Genomic DNA, 21,426 nt, shown 5'->3' with positions numbered 1-21,426 from the left:
AAGAGCCGAAGGTGCAATCCACGGCCATCAGGCAAATGAGGGAGGAAATAAAGAAATTACTTTGATATTCCTATTTTGGCTGAGTTGTATAAATACCTAATAAGGAAAGTTTAACAAAAAAAGAAGAGTAAAAATGAGCTTTATTCAATTATAATATTTTTTTTTGCCTTTAAAACAAGAATAACATGACTATGAAACTACACATATTGGCTTATGGGCTGGTGCTGGCCACTACAATGGTAGCTTGTTCTGATGAAAAGAAAGATTCTAAGGAAAAAGAAGGTGTGGAAACTGTATTGCCCTCATTACCCAATGAGGTGACGGTAGTACCGCTGGAAAAACGAGTGTTCAATCATGAACTAATCAGTAATGGAAAAGTGACGGCAAAGGATTATGCCGACCTGTATTTCCGCACTGCAGAAGTGGTAGCCCACGTTTGGGTGAAAAATGGAGATGTGGTGCGTAAGGGGCAAAAAATAGCCGAACTTGATTTGTTTAAGCTGAATAATACGTTGGCTCAGCAGAAGAATGGACTGGCCCAGTCTACATTGGAGATGCAGGATGTATTGATAGGACAGGGGTATGCACCCGACAACTTGAAAGCTGTGCCGGCCGATGTATTGGAATTGGCAAAAGTAAAAAGTGGTTATGAGCAAAGTAAAGCCCAATATGAATCTGCCAAATATGATGTGGAACAAGCTACGCTGGTGGCACCCTTTGATGGCGTTGTCGCCAATCTTTTCGAAAAAGAACATAACATCCCAAAAACATCTGAAGCTTTTTGCCGGGTGATTAACGCCGGTACGATGGAAGTTGATTTCACTGTGCTCGAAAGTGAGCTGCCTCTGATTAAGGTAGGGGATAAAGTGGAAGTGACTCCTTATGCTTCCGCTGCCGGTGTACGTCAGGGAAATATCAGTGAAATCAATCCGCTGGTGGACGAAAACGGTATGGTGCGTGTAAAGGCGCGGGTGAATGGAGGCAATAAACTTTTTGACGGAATGAATGTCAGAGTCAGTGTGAAGCGTTCGGTAGGAGAGCAGTTGGTGATTCCTAAAACGGCTGTTGTCCTGCGTTCGGGTAAGCAGGTGGTGTTTACACTGAAAGATGGTAAGGCTATGTGGAACTATGTGCATACCGGACTGGAAAATATGGAAGAATATACTATCACAGACGGTCTGGAGGAAGGAATGGAAGTGATAGCCACCGGTAATGTAAATTTAGCACATGAAGCTCCGGTCAAGGTAATTAAGAATTGAGAATTGTCATTCTGAATGAATTGAAGAATCTGAAAAGAATTAATAGATGGTAAAGTTCTTATTACAACGTCCTATAGCCGTGCTGATGGCGTTCACTGCCTGTTTTATTGTCGGGCTGGTGACGTACTTCTCATTGCCGGTATCTCTGCTGCCTGATATCGCTATTCCCCAAATTACCATTCAGGTATCGGGGGAAAACTCTTCGGCGCGTGAACTGGAGAATACGGTCGTTACACCGGTCCGCAGACAATTGTTGCAGGTGGCCGGATTGAGAGAAATAAAAAGTGAGACTCGTGACGGTGCGGGTATTATCCGCATGGAGTTCGAGTTTGGTGTCAATACGGATTTGGCGTTTATAGAGGTCAATGAAAAGATTGATGCTGCCATGAACAGCCTGCCCAAAGAGGTGGCGCGTCCTAAAGCAATAAAGGCTAGTGCAACGGATATTCCGGTGTTCTATCTGAACATGACACTGAAGAATGACCGGCCTTATGAGGGCACGAATGAGCAACAGTTTCTGGATATGTGCGAATTGGCGGAAAATGTGGTTAAACGCCGTATCGAACAGTTGCCCGAAGTGGCAATGGCAGATATTACGGGGGTTCCCGGAAAACTGCTTCAGATAGTTCCCGATAAAGATAAACTGGCCATGACGGGTATCACGGTGGAGGATATCGAGAATGCATTGGCTTCCAATAATGTGGAGCCGGGAAGTATGCTGGTAAGAGATGGGTATTATGAATATAATATCCGTATCGCTACGCTGCTCCGTACTCCGGAAGATGTGAAGAATATCTATATTCGTAAGGGAGACCGTATTTTGCAATTGAAGGAACTTTGCAAAGTGGATGTCGTCTCACAAAAAGAAAGCGGGCTCTCCGTTGCCGGAGGTAAAAAAGCGGTGACCTTGGCTATCATAAAGCAGAGTGACGAGAATATGGATGAAATGAAAGAGAAGTTGAAAGAAACGACCGATTATTTTGCTTCTCTTTATCCCGATATTGAATTCAGTGTAAGCCGTAACCAGACGGAATTGTTGGATTATACCATTTCTAACTTGCAACAGAATTTGTCTTTAGGTTTCTTGTTTATTTTCATTGTTGCCATATTGTTTTTGGGAGATATCCGCTCGCCGTTGGTAATCGGTATCAGCATGGTGACTTCTATTGTCATTACTTTTTTCTTCTTCTATTTCTGTCATGTCTCGTTGAACGTCATCTCATTGTCGGGCTTGATTTTGGCTGTGGGTATGATGATTGACAGCTCCATCATCGTGACGGAGAATATTTCTCAGTATCGGGAGCGGGGATATTCATTGAAGCGGTCATGTGCTGTGGGAACTACGGAAATGATTACTCCGATGTTGAGTTCGTCACTGACGACCATTGCCGTCTTCCTGCCGTTGATATTTATGAGCGGTATTGCAGGTGCTATCTTTATGGACCAGGCTTTTTCTATCACAGTGGGATTGATGATTTCGTATGTTACCGGCATCATGCTTTTGCCGGTGCTTTATCTGTTATTTTACAGAGCAGGCATACGGAGCAAGAGCTTCTTGTCCAAGAGATTTGATAATCTGTTGAAAAATGAATGGCTGGAGGGTTTTTATGATAAAGGTATCGATTGGGTATTTTCTCATAAAAAGATTAGTCTGTTGGGTACTTTGGCCACTTTGCCAGTCTGTGTGTTCTTCTTCTATTTTATGGAAAAGGAAAGGATGCCGGAGATAGATCAGAATGAACTGATAATGCGTATCGAATGGAATGAAAACATTCATGTGGACGAGAATAACAGAAGAGTGGACGAGTTGATGAAACTGACGGATGGTAAGGTGACTGAGCATACGGCTTACGTGGGTATGCAGGATTATATATTGAATGGAGGAAGTGAGTTGTCTTCCACTGAAGCGGAGCTTTATTTTAAGACCGGGACACCGACAGAAATACTTCCATTGCAGGATTTGCTGACAAAAGAAGTGGAAGAGAAATATCCTTTGGCAGTGGTCTCTTTTTCTCCCCCCGAAACTATTTTCGAGAAGTTATTTGTAACAGGAGAGGCAGATATCGTAGCTGAACTTCATGTTGCCAATAAATCAAAAGCTCCCGAAGCCGAGCAGTTACAGCAATTGGAAAAGGATGTTATTCAAGCAACGGGAATGACACCGACAGGTATTGCTTTCCGTAATCAGTTGAACTTGGTGGTGAACCAGGAAAAGTTGTTGTTGTATAACATAGCCTATGAAGAGCTTACCAGAGTGTTGCGCACAGCTTTTAAAGAAAATAAAGTATCTACCTTGCGTTCTTACCAGCAATACTTGCCCATCGGCATTGCCGGAGAAGAAAAGAGTGTAAACCGTATTCTGAATGAAACTTTGGTTCAAACGTTGCCTGATAAGAATAGACAGGTGAATTATATTCCGCTGAGCGAGTTGGTGTCTATTGTCCCGGCAGAGGATTTGAAGAGCATTACGGCCGGTAAGAACGGGGAATATATTCCGTTGAGTTTTTATGATGTTGAAAATCCGACACGACTTATGAAGGAGGTGAAGGAAACAGTTAAAGAAAAGAATGAATGGGAAGTTGATTTTTCAGGTAGTTTCTTCTCGAATGAAAAGATGATGGGCGAACTGACTGTCATTCTGTTTGTGTCACTTTTATTGATGTACTTTATCTTGTGCGCACAGTTCGAGAGTTTCTTGCAGCCACTCATTGTGTTGTTGGAAATACCGATTGACACAGCCTTTGCTTTGATTACCTTATGGGCGCTTGGGCATACGCTGAACCTGATGTCGGCCATTGGTATCATTGTAACCTGCGGTATTGTGGTGAATGACTCTATTTTGAAACTAGACACCATTAATGAGTTACGCAAGGCGGGAGTGCCTTTGGTTGAGGCTATCCATACTGCGGGTAAAAGGCGTTTGAGAGCCATTATCATGACGTCATTGACTACTATTTTTGCAATGGTGCCATTGTTGTTTACTTCGGATATGGGGTCGGAATTGCAAAAACCATTGTCTATTGCCATGATTGGTTCGATGGTAGTGGGAACATTGGTCAGTTTGTTCATTATTCCTTTGATATATTGGTTTATTTATAGAAAACATGACAAAAATGAAGTACGTTAGTATATGGATCATAGGGTGCCTTTTATCGCTTGGAGCAAAGGCACAGCAGACGGTGAAGCTGGATTTGCAACATACGATAGAGATTGCGAATGACAGTTCGTTGTCGGCATTCAGATATCAGAACATGTATTTATCGGGTTATTGGGAATTCAGAACGTATAAAGCGAATCGTCTTCCCAGTCTGACGCTCGATTTGACTCCGGCAAAGTATTATCGCTATATCACTCAGCGTTATGATTCAAATGAGGATATGGACGTATATCGTGAACAGCAGATGTTCAGTGCCGGTGGTGGACTGAGTATTAGGCAGAATTTGGACTGGACAGGCGGTACCTTCTATATAGATTCCCAACTCGACTTTATGCGCAACTTTGGTGATACGAAGTCTACTCAATATTCCAGTGTGCCTATCCGGGTAGGTTATCAGCAGAGCTTATTGGGGTATAATGCATTTCGTTGGGACCGTAAGATTGAGCCGTTGAAATATGAAAAGGTAAAGAAACAATTCATTTACAATACGGAGACGGTGTCAGAAGAGGCGGTCACTTACTTCTTTGCATTGGCGATGGCTCAAGCCGACTATCAATTGGCTAAAGAGAATGTGGCCTCCAGTGATACCCTGTACAGTATCGGACTGCAACGTCATAAAATAGCAGCCATTTCACGTGCCGATTTATTGACTCTTGAATTGGATAAAGTAAATGCGCATAACACATTGGAAAATGCACAGATTGCACTGAAGCGTGCCATGTTCTCATTGGCCTCTTTTCTGAATCTGGATAAGAATACGACTATCGAATTGTCTTTGCCCGGCCGCCCTTCTGCAATGGAGATTCCGGTAGATGTGGCTTTGGCTAAAGCAAAAGAGAACAACCCCTCTTTTCTGGAACAACGCCAGAATATTTTGGAAGCGGAACAGAATGTGAACAAGACTAAGGTGGAATCTCGTTTTAATGCCAGCCTGAATGCCAGTGTCGGATTCAATCAGGTGGCAGATAAGTTCGGGGATGCCTACCGCCATCCTCTGCAACAGGATTTGGTGTCGGTGAGTGTTTCTATTCCATTGGTGGACTGGGGAGTAAGAAAAGGGAAATACAACATGGCAAAGAATAACCTGAATGTGGTAAAGATTGCCGCACGCCAGGAAGAGCTTAGTGTGGAAGAAGAGGTTATAATGACAGTAAGTGATTTTAATATCCAGCAACGCCTGATTACCAGTGCCGAAGAAGCATTGGACTTGGCGGTAATGGCCTATGAACAGACACGGCAACGCTTTATTATCGGTAAAGCGGATGTGAACAGTCTGACTCTTTCGCTAAACCGCCAGCAGGAAGCGCAGAAGAATTATATTTCAGCTTTGCAGAATTATTGGTTGAATTATTATAAGATACGGAAACTGACATTGCACGACTTTGCTTCGGGATTTTCATTGTCTGATAAGTTTGATTTTAATGTAGGTATGTATCGATGAGCAACTCTCGTACTTTCTCTTCGTTTACGCTGATAGTAACTTTTGTTTGTTTGGCGTTGATAGGTTTGGCTTTGGTTCCGTTATTACCGGTCAAACTGGCGCCGTCGCGTGTCTTGCCGGGGCTGACTATTTCATTTAGGATGCCGGGTAACTCATCACGAGTGATAGAGGCTGAAGTGACCAGTAAACTGGAATCGATGCTGGCAAGGGTAAACGGAATAAAAAATGTAATATCTACTTCCGACAATGGAAGAGGAAGCATAACACTGGAACTGGATAAGCATGCGGATATTGATGCCGCTCGTTTTGAGGTGTCAACCATTATCCGCCAAACGTGGGCACAACTTCCTGACGGAGTAAGTTATCCTCAGATTAGTACCCGCCGGTCGGATGATAAAGCGTCGCGGCCATTTATGACGTATACTCTCAATGCCCCTTCCAATCCTATCTTGATTCAGAACTATGCCGAGGAGAATATAAAGCCAGTACTGGGGCAATTGGCAGGCATCTATAAGGTGGAGCTGAATGGGGCTACTCCGATGGAATGGCAATTGGAATATGACAGTGAACAGTTGTCTCGTTTGGGGATAACACTGGGAGATGTACAGGTCGCCATCAACCGCCATTACGAAAAAGAATTTCTAGGTATTTGTTCTATAGAGAAAGGTCCGGATAATAAGGATTGGATTCGGGTGGTGCGCACTGCTACAGGTAAGGAAACGGAGTTTGAGCCCGATGTCATTCAACTGAAGGCGGGAGACGGCACGGTGGTCACACTGGATAAGTTGATAAAAGTAAAGCATGTGGAAGAACAACCGCAGAGTTATTACCGCATCAATGGATTGAATTCTATCTATCTTTATATTACGGCCGAAGAAACGGCCAATCAGTTGGAATTGAGCCGCCAGGTGAAAGAGCGTATGGCGGAATTGCAGGCGAAGATGCCGGCCGGATATGAAGTGCATATCGGTTATGATGCTACAGAATATATCCAAAAGGAGTTGGATAAGATTTATTTCCGTACCGGACTGACTGTACTGATTTTATTGCTGTTTGTCGCATTGATAACCCGCAATTTGCGTTACTTGTTTCTGATAGTCACCAGTTTGACTATCAACATATCCGTAGCGGCTATTTTCTATTATACATTCGGACTGGAAATGCAGCTTTACTCTTTGGCGGGTATTACCATATCTCTTAATTTGGTGATAGACAATACGATTGTCATGACCGACCATATTTTGCATCGTAGGAACTTAAAGGCATTTGTCTCTGTGTTGGCTGCTACCTTAACCACCATCGGGGCATTAGTCATTATTTTCTTCCTCGATGAAAAGATTCGGCTGAACTTGCAGGATTTTGCAGCAGTGGTAATCATAAATCTGGCCGTTTCATTGTTTGTAGCCTTGTTCTTTGTTCCTTCTATGATTGACAAGATTGGCTTGGAGAAGAAAAAGGTGAAGAAGCACAGACGCACTTGGATGAAGCGTTTTGCTGTTTATTTCACCCGTTTCTATCAAGGTTTCATTTATTATCTGTGTCGTTTTAGGGTGATAGCTTGCATTCTATTGGCTTTGGGCTTTGGTTTGCCCGTCTTTATGTTGCCGGAGAAGATGGAAGGTGAAGGAAAATTTGCCGAATATTATAATAAAGTATTCAGTAACTCCACATATAAAGAGAAAGTGAAGCCGATAGTGGACAAGGCACTGGGAGGCAGCTTGCGTCTTTTTGTCGAGAAAGTGTACGAAGGCAGTTACTTTAATCGTGATGAGGGGGAAGTGGTGCTGTATGTGAATGCCAATCTGCCTAACGGAAGTACCTTGGAGCAAATGAATGCATTGGTCAAGAAGATGGAGACTTATCTGAGTGACTTTAAAGAGATTAGGCAGTTCCAGACATCTATATATAGTGCACGGCAGGCAAACTTACAGATTTATTTTACGAAAGAAGTGGAGCACAGTGGATTTCCTTATACATTGAAGTCTAACATTATCAGCAAAGCTTTGACATTGGGAGGAGGAAGCTGGGGAGTATATGGCTTGCAAGACCAGGGTTTTAACAATGATGTGCGTGAGAGCGCGGGAAGTTTCCGGGTGAAGATGTACGGATATAATTATGATGAGTTGGCCTATTGGGGAGACCGCTTGAAAGAAAAACTTTTGGAGCATCGTCGAATAAAAGAGGTGATTATTAATTCGGAATTCTCATGGTGGAAGGACGATTACAGTGAATTCTATCTTGACTTGAACAGGGAAAGGATGGCCAAGGAGAATATTACGGCTACACAGTTGTTCAATGCCTTGGGCCCTGTGTTCGGACGTGATATTTATTGCGGAAGTGTATTGTTTGAAAATCAGGCAGAATGGTTGAAGTTGTCTTCCATGCAGGGGCAGAAATATGATGTATGGGGGTTGGTAAATGTTCCTTTGATGATAAACGGACACTCTTATAAATTGGCGGATTTTGCAACGGTAGAGAAAGGACAGTCTCCACAGAAGGTGGCAAAAGAGAACCAGCAGTATCGTCTGTGTCTGCAATATGAATACATCGGTTCTTCCGAGCAAGGAAGGAAACTGTTAAAAAAGGATTTGGAAGCCTTTAATAAGATATTGCCGATGGGATATACGGCGGAAGATGAGCAGGAACAGTGGTCATGGGGAAAGAAGGACAACGCACAATATGCATTGCTCTTAATAGTGATTGCGATTATTTTCTTTACCACCAGCATTTTGTTTAATTCACTCAAGCAACCGTTGGCTATCATTTTTGTGATTCCTATTTCGTATATTGGCGTATTTTTGACGTTCTATCTTTTTGGCTTGAACTTTGACCAGGGTGGGTTTGCATCTTTTGTACTATTATGCGGTATAACGGTGAATGCAAGTATTTACATTTTGAATGAGTATAACTCCATTCGCAGACGTTATCCGTTACTGTCGGATGTGCAGGCGTATACTAAAGCATGGAATTCAAAGATTATCCCTATTTTCCTGACTGTTGTGTCTACCATTTTAGGGTTTATTCCTTTTATGATTGGTCAGGGAAAAGAGGCCTTTTGGTTTCCGTTAGCAGCCGGAACGATTGGTGGGTTGACAGCTTCTATACTTGGCATTTTCATGTTCTTGCCTATATTCTCTTTAAAGAAACAGAAAAGAAGAATTAAGTCGGAAAGAATAAAGAGATAAAAATGATGATGGTTATAACTCGTAACTTATTGTGATGGAGAATAAAAGTATTCAAGAAGTTGAAATATTGTTGGTACAGTGTGATAATTCAATTTATGCTGATGAAGTAACCGATGCATTGTTTGCATCAGGTATTACTTCCTATCGGCATGATGAAAAGCAATATGGGCATCATGGAGCTCACGGTCCCAATGAAGGCATTGCAATCTATGTGTCTAAAGACAATTATGACCAGGCTACAAAAATAGTTTCAATAATTGAAAGTCAGCGAAAGGCACAGTCGGTCTGTTGGTGTCCGAAGTGTGGTAGCGAAAACATTATCAGTAACACTCCGTATCTTAAACACCGAACAGCCATATCAATGTTTATTCTATTTTCCTTGCTTATTGCAGGCTGTTACTTTTTAACTCCTTTAAGTAATGTTTTTTCTTCTCCTACAGTGTCAATGCTTATGATTGCGATATTGCTTATCGCTCTTATACTTTTTATTCTAGGTGCTAGCAAGCGTTGTAATATGAATCGTAGATGTAAAGACTGTGGACATCGTTTTTGTAGATGAGCTGTTTTGTTTATATCGAGTTTCTTGATGTTGTGATGAGTTGGCTTTTCCCAATGATTGATTGTTGTTATAATATTCCTGTTGGATAAGAAGTGCGTGCGCTCTATACCCTGAAGATTTTTTCAGGGTTGTAAAAATCATTACGTTTATTTTTTAGTCTAACCTATACGTCCGCATGGGGCTACACATACGTATGTACATTTTTCCTTGAACGTTTATTTAGATACTAATATCGCTGAATTGGTATAAATCGGAAAGATTAGTATAAAATTATTTGGTGGTATTATCGGGTAATTGTAATATTGTATACGCTTAAGCTTATTATAAAAAACAAAAAGTTATGTATATGGTAGAGAAGAACGACAAGTTGACATGTTGTAAAGTGCTTGGTATGTTGTTGATAATCCTATGTATTTGTGTCTCTTGTGGTCATAAAGAGGTGAGAACAGCATTGGATATGGCAGAAAAACAAATGTGGGATGAACCTGATTCTGCTTTAAAAGTATTAGAGTCTATCATTATGCCGGAAGCTTTGGAGGGAAAAGAGCGGGCAGATTATGCATTGCTGTTAACACAAGCGCAATATCGTTCCAACATTATCGCCACTTCGGATTCATTGATTAATATCGCTGTCGAATATTATCAGGATAAAGATGTAGAAAAAAGAACAGCCTCATTGTTATATAAAGGGGGAGTATTAAAAGATATGGGTAAGGATGAGGAAGCTATGTTGGCCTATAAAGAAGCGGAAAGCTATATTCCGAGAATAAAGGATAATAAGATTACTTCTTTTATTTATACTGGGTTAGGTTATTTGAATCAAAAGCATGATAATTATGGTTTAGCTGTCTCTTATTTTAAAAAGGCAATTTTGATAAATACACATGAGTGTCAGTTAGAGTGGAAAGCTAGTAACTTAATGAACGTAGCCAATATAGAATATTGTTGGGGAAATAAGGATAGTGCAAATTTATATTATTCTGATTTATTAGAAATGATTCCATCTGTAGATTCTACTCTTCAATCTAAAATATATTATAATATAGGTGCTAACCTCAAAAAAGAGGAGAAGTGGATGGAGGCTGAAGAATATTTAAGAGAAGCTTTGATAAGGCAAACACATAAAACCAATTATAAAACATTGCTTTTGCTAGCTGATATATATTCAAAAAAAGGATATCGGGAAAAGGTAGATAGTTTATGGCAGTGTGCTTTAGATAAATCGGATTTGGAGATAAAAGCTAAAATATATTATTCATGGTATGTTGAGGCTTCTCAAAAAAACGACTATAAGAATGCATTGTCTAATTTATCGAACTTTATATCATTGACGGACTCTATACGTAATCGTGTGAATCAAGTTGAATTATTGGCAATGCAAAAGAAGTATGATCGGGCTGTTTTGATAAATAAGAATGCGGAAATACGTAATCATTGGTATCTTACTATCTTAATTTCTATTACCACAATAATCATATTGATTGGAAGTATCTATCTGATACTTATTATTAATAGAAGGAATAATAAAAAGTTATTATTACGGAATATGCAAGAAAAGGCTGAATTGCAGGCAAGGATTGATGCTAATCAAATAAAAATAGCAGAAGATGATACCATGCATAATGGGGAGAAAGAAAAATTGCAGTTGCAAATTGTGCAGCTGGAAGCTGAAAAGAAGCAGAAAGATGTCAGTATTCGTAGATTGGAAATTATTTGTAAGTCGAAAGATAAAGATATCCCGCTGGAATATATTGAAGCTTTGGAAGTGATAATGAAATTGAAATCTAAAGAGCTTCCTTCTTATGACCCGGCTGTAGATAGAGAGAAGCTACATATCTGGTTAGACTTGGTTTATAATAATTTTGCCAGTCGATTATTGGAGAGATATCAGTTGACAGGGAGAGAAAGAGATGTTTGTTATTTAAAGGCATTGGATTTTTCTGATGATGAAATCTCTGATTTGTTAAAGATACAGTTGCGCTCAGAAGAACGATGGATTTATCGTATATGCGAGAAATTTGGATTTTCTAAAGGTAGTAAAGATGATTTTACCACCTATATATTAGAATTGAGAGAAATACGGTAGGTGTTTTATTCAAGTTTTGTCGCAAAAAAGCTTGTTCTTTTAATGTATATTATTGATAATCAGAAAAAGCTAATGTCGCAAATCAATGGGATGATTATTTGGATGATGGGGAAATGCTCTCTAAATTCGCAGTTGTTATAAAACCATTTGTTATGAAAAACGTATTAATGACTTGCTTTTTTATGCTGTTGAGTGTGTCTGCATGGGCACAAATATATGAGATCCCTAAAGATATCGATTTTAAGGGAACTTATGAAATGGATGACCTCCGATCTGCTTCTTTCCCTGTAGAAGCTTATCTTCAAGGTGCACAAGTTACCATTACTTTTTATGTTGACCTTTCTGATGCTACAGTGACGGTTGCATCAGAAGAAAACAATCAGGAGATGGAAGAGCGTACTATTTCATTTATTGATTCTACTCCTGAAGTTTTTAATATAAGTGGTTATTCAAAAGGCACTTATATTATAACTATAACGACACCGCGAGGTACGTACCTAAGTGGCACATTTAAAATAGAATAGCCACGAAGTGAAACATGTAAGCTCATCATTGCTTCTCTTCATGTTTCTCTGTCTGTTTTGTGCTTGTAAAGAGACAGAAAAGGAGAAGAATACACGTTTGGTTAAAGAGTGGGAAGGGAAAGCATTGGCTTTTCCTTCCTATTCGACTTTTACTATTCAGGGACGTGATACCGTGCATTTTACTTTTCCCCATTCTGAATATAAGATTGTAACCTATGTAGACTCCTTGGGCTGTAAGGAGAATAAATTTCATTTCGACCGTTGGAAAACGTTTATCCATGAAGTTGACTCTTTGACGGGAAATGATGTGTTTTTTGTCTTTTACTTTAATACAAAAGATAGGGATAATCTGTGCAACATAGCAAAGCGTAATCATTTTATTTACCCTGTCTGTGTGGATGAAACAGATTTGTTTAACCATCTCAATCAATTTTCAAAAGAACTGCATACGCAGACTTTTCTGTTAGATGAGGCAGACCAAGTGATAACGATGGGCAATCCTATAAATGATGTGGAAGTGAAAGAAAAATATATGAAGATAATGGCCAATGTCATGGAATAGTTTGTATGGCCGATTGGAAAAAGTAGAAAGAAATCCCAATTTTATAAAGAGGAATAAAATAAAATGTCTTACTTTGCAGGTCAATAAACATTCTAATACTTACATATTATGTTAACTCAAATTATCAATGGTAAGATATTTACCCCACAGGGTTGGCTGGACGAAGGTTCGGTGTTGATGCGGGATAATAAAATACTTGAAGTTACTAACTGCGATTTAGCGCTGATTGGTGCTAATCTGATTGATGCCAAAGGCATGTATATTGTCCCCGGATTTGTATGTATGCATGCTCATGGAGGCGGTGGTCACGACTTTACAGAGTGTACGGAAGAGGCATTCCGCACAGCAGTCAAAGCACATCAGAGACACGGTGCCACCAGCATTTTCCCTACATTGTCATCTTCTCCTTTTTCAGAGATTCGTAAAGCCGTAAGTGTATGCGAAAAGCTGATGGAAGAAAAAGACAGTCCGGTATTGGGACTTCATGTGGAGGGGCCTTACCTGAATCCTAAGATGGCAGGTGAGCAGTTTGCCGGTAAGGTGAAAAATCCGGATAAAGAAGAATATACCTCATTGTTGGATGAAACCAATTGTATCAAGCGCTGGGATTCATCTCCCGAACTGCCGGGAGCTTTGGAGTTTGCCGGCTATCTGAAATCTAAAGGGATAGTGGCTGCTGTTTCCCATACCGAGGCTGAATATGACGGTATCAAAGCTGCTTATGAAGCCGGATATACTCATGCGGCCCATTTTTATAATGCAATGCCGGGATTTCATAAACGCCGTGAATATAAATATGAAGGAACGGTGGAGAGTGTCTATCTGACAGATGGAATGACCATCGAACTTATTGCTGACGGTATTCATTTGCCTTCTACTATTTTGCGGTTGGCTTATAAACTGAAAGGGGTGAACCATACTTGTCTGGTGACTGATGCGCTGGCTTATGCCGCTGCCGAGGGAGTTGAAATCACTGATTCGAATGTAATTATCGAGGATGGCGTATGCAAGATGGCAGACCGTTCTTCACTGGCAGGAAGTATTGCTACAATGGATGTATTGGTACGTACGATGGTTAAAGCCGGCATTCCTTTGGGCGATGCCATTAATATGGTTTCGGAAACTCCGGCACGCATTATGGGAGTAGATGACAGGAAAGGGTCATTGCAAAAAGATAAGGATGCCGATTTGTTGATTTTAGACCATGACTTGAATATCCGTGCTGCATGGGCAATGGGTAATCTGATAGAAGGAACGAATACATTGTTCTAAATATACTCTTTAAATAGTTTGGGGAAGATGTTTAAACAGTTCGAAGTAATTGTTTAGGCATCTTTTTTTAGTTTTAGTAGTCGTTATCAATGGGAAAATTGCTACATTTGCAATTCGTAGAATTGAAAACCCAAACAATAAAATCGATATGGACGAAGCGATTAGACAAGATGTGAAGAAAGCCTGTGAGGTTATGCAGAAAGGCGGGGTAATTCTTTATCCTACTGATACCATCTGGGGAATAGGTTGCGATGCAACTAATGCAGAAGCTGTGAAGCGTGTATATGACATAAAGAGACGTGCAGACAGTAAGGCGATGTTGGTACTGGTAGACAGTTCGGTGAAAGTTGATTTCTATGTACGAGATGTGCCTGCAGTTGCATGGGACTTGATAGATTATGCTACCAAACCGCTGACTATTATCTATGACGGTGCTCGTAATTTGGCCGAAAACCTGTTGGCGGAAGATGGTAGTGTCGGTATTCGTGTGACAAGTGAAGAATTTTCTAAGGAGCTCTGTTTCCGCTTTCGTAAAGCAATAGTCTCTACTTCGGCAAACATTAGCGGCCAGCCTTCACCTGCCAATTTCAGTGAGATAAGTGAGGAAGTAAAACAGGCGGTAGACTATATTGTCGGTTATAGACAAGATGAAGTCGGACATCCGAAACCTTCCAGTATTATTAAGCTGGGTAAAGGAGGAGAAGTGAAGATTATAAGAGAATAAGAAAGAATGGATGCTATAATAGAAGATAAGAAGAGTTTATTGCAGCGCTTTATTTTGTGGCGCGAACAAAGGATAAAGGAAAAACATTTCATTCTGATACTGAGCTTTTTGGTTGGTATCTTTACTGCGCTGGCAGCCTGGTTCCTGAAATTTCTGGTGGAATGGATTAAGGAGTTCCTGACAGAGAATTTTGACTCGACAGGGGTGAACTGGTTGTATTTGGTGTATCCTGTGGTGGGTATCTTTTTGACCGGCTTATTCATTCGTTATATTGTGAAAGATGATATCAGCCATGGTGTGACAAAGATTCTTTATGCCATTTCGCGGCGTCAGAGCCGTATCAAGCGGCATAATACATGGTCATCCATGATTGCAAGTGCCATTACCATCGGTTTTGGTGGGTCGGTGGGGGCTGAGGCACCTATCGTGCTGACCGGTTCTGCCATCGGTTCCAATTTGGGCAGTGTCTTTAAGATGGAACATAAGACGCTGATGCTTTTGGTGGGATGTGGCGCTGCAGGAGCAGTGGCCGGTATTTTCAAAGCTCCTATTGCCGGATTGGTATTCACCTTGGAGGTTTTGATGATAGACTTGACGATGGCTTCTCTGTTGCCGTTGTTGGTGTCGTGTGTGACGGCCGCTACGGTTTCTTATATCCTTACCGGTTCGGAAGCTATGTTTAAATTCCACATGGATGAGCCGTTTCTAATGGAGCGTATCCCATCGGCCATCTTGTTGGGTATTGCTTGTGGATTAGTCTCCCTGTATTTTACTCGTGCCATGAATTCGGTGGAAAATGTATTCCGTCGTTATAATAGTCCGTATGTGAAACTGGCTATCGGCGGTATCATGCTAAGTATCCTGATTTTCCTTTTTCCGCCTCTTTATGGTGAAGGATACGATACGATTAACTTATTGCTCAACGGGGTATCCAATCAGGATTGGGATACGGTGATGAATAACTCAATCTTTTATGGATATGGCGGTCTGTTGCTGATTTATCTGGCATTGATAATTCTGTTCAAAGTCTTTGCATCCAGTGCTACTAATGGCGGTGGCGGTTGTGGCGGTATTTTTGCCCCCAGCTTGTTTTTGGGATGTATCACCGGATTTATCTTTGCCCATTTCTGCAATGAATTTCATTTGGGTCCGTATATTCCGGAAAAGAATTTTGCATTGTTGGGGATGGCAGGATTGATGTCGGGGGTGATGCATGCACCCTTGACGGGTATTTTCCTGATTGCAGAGCTGACCGGAGGCTACGATTTGTTTTTACCTTTGATGATGGTGTCTGTCAGTTCTTATCTTACTATTATGGTGTTTGAACCGCATAGTATTTATTCCATGCGTCTGGCTAAAAAAGGGGAGTTGCTGACTCATCATAAGGATAAGGCTGTATTAACATTGATGAATATCGAAAGCGTAGTGGAAACAGACTTTGAGAAAGTCCGCCCCGATATGGATTTGGGTGAAATGGTAAAGGTCATTTCGCAGGCAAAACGTAATTTATTTCCTGTTGTGGATGTGAATGGAGAGTTGCTGGGCATCGTGGCATTGGACGATATCAGAAACATTATGTTCCGTCAGGAGTTATATCATCGTTTCAAGGTAGAAAAGTTTATGGTATCACCTGCCGCCAGAATCTATGTCAATGATTCGATGGAAGAAGTTATGAGGAAGTTTGATGATACGAAGGCTTGGAATCTTCCTGTGATAGACGAGGCCGGCAAATATAAGGGATTTGTTTCTAAGTCGAAGATATTCAACTCATACCGTCAGGTTTTGGTGGATTTTTCTGCAGATTAATAGTTATAAGTATGGAAAAGAAAGATTTGAAAATTGTATATATGGGTACTCCCGACTTTGCGGTAGAGAGTCTCAAACGCTTGGTTGAAGGAGGTTACAATGTAGTGGGTGTGATAACGATGCCCGACAAACCGATGGGGCGTCACGGAAGCGTGTTGCAGCCTAGTCCTGTAAAGCAATATGCAGTTTCGCAGGGATTGCGCGTGCTTCAACCGGAAAAGTTGAAAGAGGAATCTTTCGTCGAAGAACTGCGCTCATTGCAGGCTGACTTACAGATTGTGGTGGCATTCCGAATGTTGCCCGAAGTTGTTTGGAATATGCCTCGTTTGGGAACGTTTAATCTTCACGCTTCTTTATTGCCGCAGTACAGAGGGGCGGCTCCCATCAATTGGGCAGTCATCAATGGAGATACTGAGACGGGCATAACCACTTTCTTTTTGAAGCATGAAATTGATACCGGCGAAATCATACAGCAGGTGCGTGTGCCTATTGCCGATACGGATAATGTGGGAATTGTGCATGACAAACTGATGATGTTGGGAGGGGAGTTGGTGCTTGAAACGGTAGATGCTATTCTTGCCGGTACGGTGAAGGCTATCCCGCAAGAAGAACTGATGCAGGCGGAAGCGGAATTGCGCCCGGCTCCTAAAATCTTTAAGGAAACGTGTCGCGTAGACTGGAGTAAAGGCGTGAAAGAAATCTATGATTTTATTCGCGGTTTATCTCCCTATCCGGCTGCATGGACAGAACTGTATATGGGCGGGGCCGGCAAGCAGGTGATGAAGATTTATGAGGCTGAGAAAATCTTTTGTCAGCATGATATGCAGATAGGGGAGATTCGTACAGATTTAAAGACTGATTTCCAAATAGCGGTGAAAGATGGTTTCATCAATATATTGTCTTTACAGCTGGCAGGAAAGAAGCGTATGCACGTTGCGGATTTCTTAAGAGGTTACAGGACAGCTAATGACAACCGTGTAGAGTAAGATTTATCAGCAAAACGCGGATGGAAAATAAAAAGGCGCAGGATGGCATTTGCCGGCTGCGCCTTTCGTTATAATAAATAAGGCATTATATTATAACGGTCGTTTAGTTTTTGGGTTGAGGTTATGGTTTAGATATTAAAATTCAGACTTTTCTTATTGTTGTTCATCGTTACTTCTACGATATCTGTTCCATTCTTAATAGTTCTTGTTTTTATCTTAAATCCCTTCAATGTACCTTCTTTAAATCCCGGCATATTCTCTAATGTGAATGAAACATAACCACTGTTGGCATTGATTTGCAGGTCACCGGCCGCATCATGGCGCAGCTCGGCACTCAAATATCCCTGTGCGTCAGGCCGGGCATCTTTGGCAATGACCAAGTTGATGGTGTGTGCTATGAGTTGGTTACCTCCGTTTAAAATGGTGTAACGTAAGTTGAGATGCGCTTTGCTTATGCTTTGCCCGCTAATGTCAATCGGGTCTGCACCATAATCTTTCGTATTATTTTCTTCTAAGAGAACAGGTTCTTTGGTCAGCACTTTATTTACTTGAATAATAGTAATATAAGGAATGTTGTCGGCACCTATACTTTGAGGTATGGTAGAGTATGTATAAAATATGCGTTGCCCTTTTTGGTTCATCTTATTGTCAGACAAGATTTGCGGGTTGGCTATATAAGTATATCCGTTCAAGTCGGTATCAATCAAAGTACTCCCCGACAAGGTAATGGGATTGACAATGATGGCCATGTCTGCATTATAATTATCTATACAGTTTTGCATATCATCTATGTCTTCGTCTTGACTGCATGCTTGTGTCATGCAGACTACAATCGACAGAAAGAGTAGGACTGCTATATTCTTTATATGCTTCATTTCATTATTCCTTTTTGAGTGTTTCTATGGCATAAATGTACAGACTGCGTGTTTACTGCTTCTAGAAGTGTTAAATCTGCTTAAGCAAAAAAATATGCTTCATTAATGCAGTATTTTTGCAGTCTCATCATTTATAGAATAAAATAGTGTCACAAACAATGAATGAAACAGAGTTGGTCAAACGATGCGGTAAGGGAGATAACCTTGCTCGCAAGCAGTTGTATGAGCGTTATGCCGGACAATTGATGGCTATCTGTGTTCGTTATATTGGTGACAGAGAGACGGCACAAGATGTTTTGCATGATGGTTTCTTGAATATCTTTCGTTCTTTCGACAAGTTTACCTACAAAGGAGAAGGGTCACTCAAAGCATGGCTTGCACGTGTGATGGTAAATGAAGCTTTGGGCTATTTACGCAAAAAGTCTTCGGCCAATCAGGAAGTTGTAGTGGAAGAGTTGCCTGACGTGGTGGATGGGGACGATGATACAATGGAACAGATTCCCCAGTCTGTATTAATGCAGTTTATAAAAGAATTGCCGGAAGGCTACCGAACCGTTTTTAATCTATACGTATTTGAAGAGAAAGGACACAAAGAGATAGCTCAGATGTTGGGAATAACGGAGCATACCTCTTCATCGCAATTGTATCGTGCCAAAAGTTTACTTATAAAGAAGATTAATGATTATAGAAAGAGGATATAGGAATGGAAGAGAAAGATAAATGGATAAAAAATTTACGCCATCGGATGGAGGACTATTCCGAACCGGCTCCTGCTAATCTTTGGAATCAGTTGGAGAAGGAACTTAATGGTACTCCGAAGATTATTCCGTTGTGGCGTCGCTGGCAGGCAGTAGCAGCAATTGCCGTGCTGGTGGTCATATCGTCAGTGACCGTATGGTTTTGGCATTCTCCTTCGGCAGAATATATAGAAAGAAAATCTGTTGAGGTTGCGTCTCTCCCTCCTTCGGCGGATATGGAGGAGGTAATTCCTGTCCGTCCCTCAGTGACACATATCGTTCCCTCAGTGGCATTGGCACAAAACAAAGCGGGCCGTGTGGAGGCTGTTATGCAGAAAGCTGTATCTGCATTTAATAATAATGAGGCGGTGACTGAAAAAGCGGTAGAAGAGAAACAAACCGAGACAACGGAAAAAGAAGAGAAAGAAACGAAACAGGCAGTAGGAGAGAAGCCCAAGCAGAAACCGATTGCAAAATCTGCCGGACGCAATAATTATTATGCCTACGCTGCATCCCGGAAGACAAGAGACAGGAAGTGGTCGGTCGGCATTTCCACCGGTAACGTTCCTTTTTCTTCCAATATGAATTATTCGGGATACGGAAGTCTGGCACCATTGAATAAAGGACCGAAGAAAAATTCACCTTATGCTTCTTTGGAAGCCAGAGGTGAGGTGACCGAGCCTGTTTATTTTGCTAATCTGAATGCCGATAATAGTACAAAGGTGGAGCACCATATGCCTGTCACATTCGGTGCGTCTCTTCGTTTTGAGTTGGATGAGAAATGGGGCATTGAGACAGGGGTGACGTATACTCTGCTTTCCACTGACTTACGTTCCGGTTCTCAAGATTCTTATTTTGAAGAAGAGCAACGCTTGCATTATGTCGGAATTCCTTTAAAGGTAGACCGCCGTTTGTGGAGCAGTAAACGCTTTGAGGTCTATGCTTCGGCCGGGGGAATGGTTGAAAAGTGTGTTGCGGGCACGATGCACAAGGTGGGTATTGTGAATAAGCAGGACAAAGACGCAACAAACGAAAATATTCATGTGAAACCATTGCAATGGTCGTTGTCGGCTGCTGCCGGAGCACAGTTTAAGATTACAGATAAGGTGGGCATTTATGCTGAGCCCGGTGTGGTTTATTATTTTGATGACGGCAGTAATTGGCAGACCATTCGTAAAGAGCATCCTTTTAATTTTAATATTCAATTGGGAGTGCGGTTTACTCTGAATAAATAATTTCCTGCTAGCCGGCAGAATAAGGGTGCGCGTACGCATTTTCACACATACGTACGCATCGGTCTACACGTACGTATGCATCAGCCTACACGTATATACGCATCAGCCTACACGTACGTACGCATCGGCCTGCACGTATATATGTGTGAAGTGTACCGGTCAAATTGTGACAACTGTAAGATTATGATTGAGGAAAATTTAAACAGGCTTCATGTAATATTTGCAATTTTACCGGATATTCGTAAGTAAACACATTTTTTTGTCGTACCTTTGCAACATATATGCTAAGAAATAAGAACAGTGAATTATGGCTAAACCTCTAATATCCCCTTCTTTACTGTCTGCCAATTTTGCTAATCTGCAGGCAGACATACAGCAAATCAATCGCAGTGAAGCTGATTGGTTGCATATTGACGTGATGGACGGCGTGTTTGTACCTAATATTTCTTTTGGGTTTCCCGTATTGAAATATGTAGCAGAACTGACGGAAAAACCGTTGGATGTGCATTTGATGATTGTCAACCCTGAGAAGTTCATAAAAGAAGTGAAAGACTTGGGCACCATGATGATGAATGTACATTATGAAGCATGCATACATTTGCACAGAGTGGTGCAGCAGATAAAAGATGCAGGCATGAAAGCGGCTGTAACACTTAATCCTTCTACTCCTGTTGCTATGTTGGCGGACATAATCTGTGATGTGGATATGGTTTTGCTGATGAGTGTAAATCCGGGATTCGGAGGTCAGAAGTTCATTACACATACATTGGATAAAGTGAGAGAACTGCGCGAGCTCATAGCCCGTACCGGTTCGCAGGCTTTGATAGAAGTAGATGGAGGAGTGAATCTGGAAACCGGTAAGCTGCTGGTGGAAGCCGGAGCGGATGTCCTCGTGGCGGGAAATGCGGTATTCAAAGCTCCTGACATGGGAGAAATGATTCATAAGTTGAAGAATCTTTGATTATCCGGCGGTGCGATTGTCTTCGGCTTTGAAGCCTTGTTCTATATTCCGGCTGAC

The 21,426-nt window shown here is 41.4% G+C and carries 16 protein-coding genes; 15 read left to right on the top strand and 1 reads right to left on the bottom strand.

Annotated elements, in window-relative coordinates:
* The first annotated feature begins 191 nt into the window (after positions 1-191).
* The 12 genes from QYT14_RS03305 (at position 192) to fmt (ending at position 17,561) form a co-directional block, all read left to right on the top strand.
* A complete protein-coding gene (locus tag QYT14_RS03305) occupies positions 192-1,259 on the top strand; it encodes an efflux RND transporter periplasmic adaptor subunit (protein WP_288324332.1) in 1,068 nt (355 codons plus the stop codon).
* 46 nt (positions 1,260-1,305) lie between these two features.
* Positions 1,306-4,386 (top strand): efflux RND transporter permease subunit, encoded by a 3,081-nt coding sequence (locus tag QYT14_RS03300; RefSeq protein WP_288324202.1) that lies wholly within the window; start codon positions 1,306-1,308, stop codon positions 4,384-4,386.
* Positions 4,373-5,857, top strand: coding sequence for a TolC family protein (locus QYT14_RS03295; protein WP_288324203.1), 1,485 nt, complete (start codon positions 4,373-4,375; stop codon positions 5,855-5,857). The genes QYT14_RS03300 and QYT14_RS03295 overlap by 14 nt, the downstream gene beginning before the upstream one ends.
* Complete coding sequence (locus QYT14_RS03290) at positions 5,854-9,042, top strand: efflux RND transporter permease subunit (RefSeq protein WP_288324204.1); 3,189 nt, start codon at positions 5,854-5,856, stop codon at positions 9,040-9,042. Before QYT14_RS03295 ends, QYT14_RS03290 begins: the two co-directional genes overlap by 4 nt.
* 34 nt (positions 9,043-9,076) lie before the next feature.
* Complete coding sequence (locus QYT14_RS03285; RefSeq protein WP_288324205.1) at positions 9,077-9,601, top strand: hypothetical protein; 525 nt, start codon at positions 9,077-9,079, stop codon at positions 9,599-9,601.
* Positions 9,602-9,947: 346 nt separating this feature from the next.
* Positions 9,948-11,687 carry a hypothetical protein gene (locus QYT14_RS03280; protein WP_288324206.1) on the top strand — a complete coding sequence of 580 codons (1,740 nt, stop codon included), beginning with the start codon at positions 9,948-9,950 and terminating at the stop codon, positions 11,685-11,687.
* Between the two features lie 152 nt (positions 11,688-11,839).
* Positions 11,840-12,211, top strand: a complete 372-nt coding sequence (locus QYT14_RS03275) for a DUF3244 domain-containing protein (protein WP_288324207.1) — start codon at positions 11,840-11,842, stop codon at positions 12,209-12,211.
* A gap of 7 nt (positions 12,212-12,218) precedes the next feature.
* On the top strand, positions 12,219-12,773 hold the full coding sequence (locus tag QYT14_RS03270) for a hypothetical protein (protein WP_288324208.1): 555 nt from the start codon (positions 12,219-12,221) through the stop codon (positions 12,771-12,773).
* A gap of 108 nt (positions 12,774-12,881) precedes the next feature.
* Positions 12,882-14,045: an N-acetylglucosamine-6-phosphate deacetylase gene (nagA, locus tag QYT14_RS03265; RefSeq protein WP_288324209.1), complete on the top strand. Its 1,164-nt coding sequence runs from the start codon at positions 12,882-12,884 to the stop codon at positions 14,043-14,045.
* Between the two features lie 148 nt (positions 14,046-14,193).
* Positions 14,194-14,769, top strand: a complete 576-nt coding sequence (locus QYT14_RS03260; RefSeq protein WP_288324210.1) for an L-threonylcarbamoyladenylate synthase — start codon at positions 14,194-14,196, stop codon at positions 14,767-14,769.
* A gap of 6 nt (positions 14,770-14,775) precedes the next feature.
* The gene (locus QYT14_RS03255) at positions 14,776-16,575 is read left to right on the top strand and encodes a chloride channel protein (protein WP_237040462.1); all 1,800 of its coding nucleotides are present in this window, start codon (positions 14,776-14,778) and stop codon (positions 16,573-16,575) included.
* 11 nt (positions 16,576-16,586) lie between these two features.
* Entirely contained in the window at positions 16,587-17,561 is a 975-nt protein-coding gene (fmt, locus tag QYT14_RS03250; protein ID WP_237040461.1) for a methionyl-tRNA formyltransferase, read from the top strand.
* A 128-nt stretch (positions 17,562-17,689) separates the two neighbouring features.
* On the opposite strand, the gene QYT14_RS03245 is transcribed toward fmt, so the two are convergent.
* A complete protein-coding gene (locus tag QYT14_RS03245; RefSeq protein WP_288324211.1) occupies positions 17,690-18,436 on the bottom strand; it encodes a NigD-like C-terminal domain-containing protein in 747 nt (248 codons plus the stop codon).
* A 158-nt stretch (positions 18,437-18,594) separates the two neighbouring features.
* On the opposite strand from QYT14_RS03245, the gene QYT14_RS03240 reads away from it, so the two are divergent.
* The 3 genes from QYT14_RS03240 (at position 18,595) to rpe (ending at position 21,369) form a co-directional block, all read left to right on the top strand.
* On the top strand, positions 18,595-19,137 hold the full coding sequence (locus QYT14_RS03240) for a sigma-70 family RNA polymerase sigma factor (RefSeq protein WP_237040459.1): 543 nt from the start codon (positions 18,595-18,597) through the stop codon (positions 19,135-19,137).
* 2 nt (positions 19,138-19,139) lie between these two features.
* Positions 19,140-20,408 carry an outer membrane beta-barrel protein gene (locus QYT14_RS03235; RefSeq protein WP_288324212.1) on the top strand — a complete coding sequence of 423 codons (1,269 nt, stop codon included), beginning with the start codon at positions 19,140-19,142 and terminating at the stop codon, positions 20,406-20,408.
* 307 nt (positions 20,409-20,715) lie between these two features.
* Positions 20,716-21,369 (top strand): ribulose-phosphate 3-epimerase, encoded by a 654-nt coding sequence (gene rpe, locus QYT14_RS03230; protein WP_237040457.1) that lies wholly within the window; start codon positions 20,716-20,718, stop codon positions 21,367-21,369.
* Positions 21,370-21,426 lie beyond the last annotated feature (57 nt).

The sequence above is a fragment of the uncultured Phocaeicola sp. genome (assembly GCF_948499155.1).
GTDB classification, from domain to species: Bacteria; Bacteroidota; Bacteroidia; order Bacteroidales; family Bacteroidaceae; genus Phocaeicola; species Phocaeicola faecalis.
The sequence above is the reverse complement of the archived record's forward strand: the minus strand, read 5'-3'. Positions and strand labels throughout refer to the sequence as shown.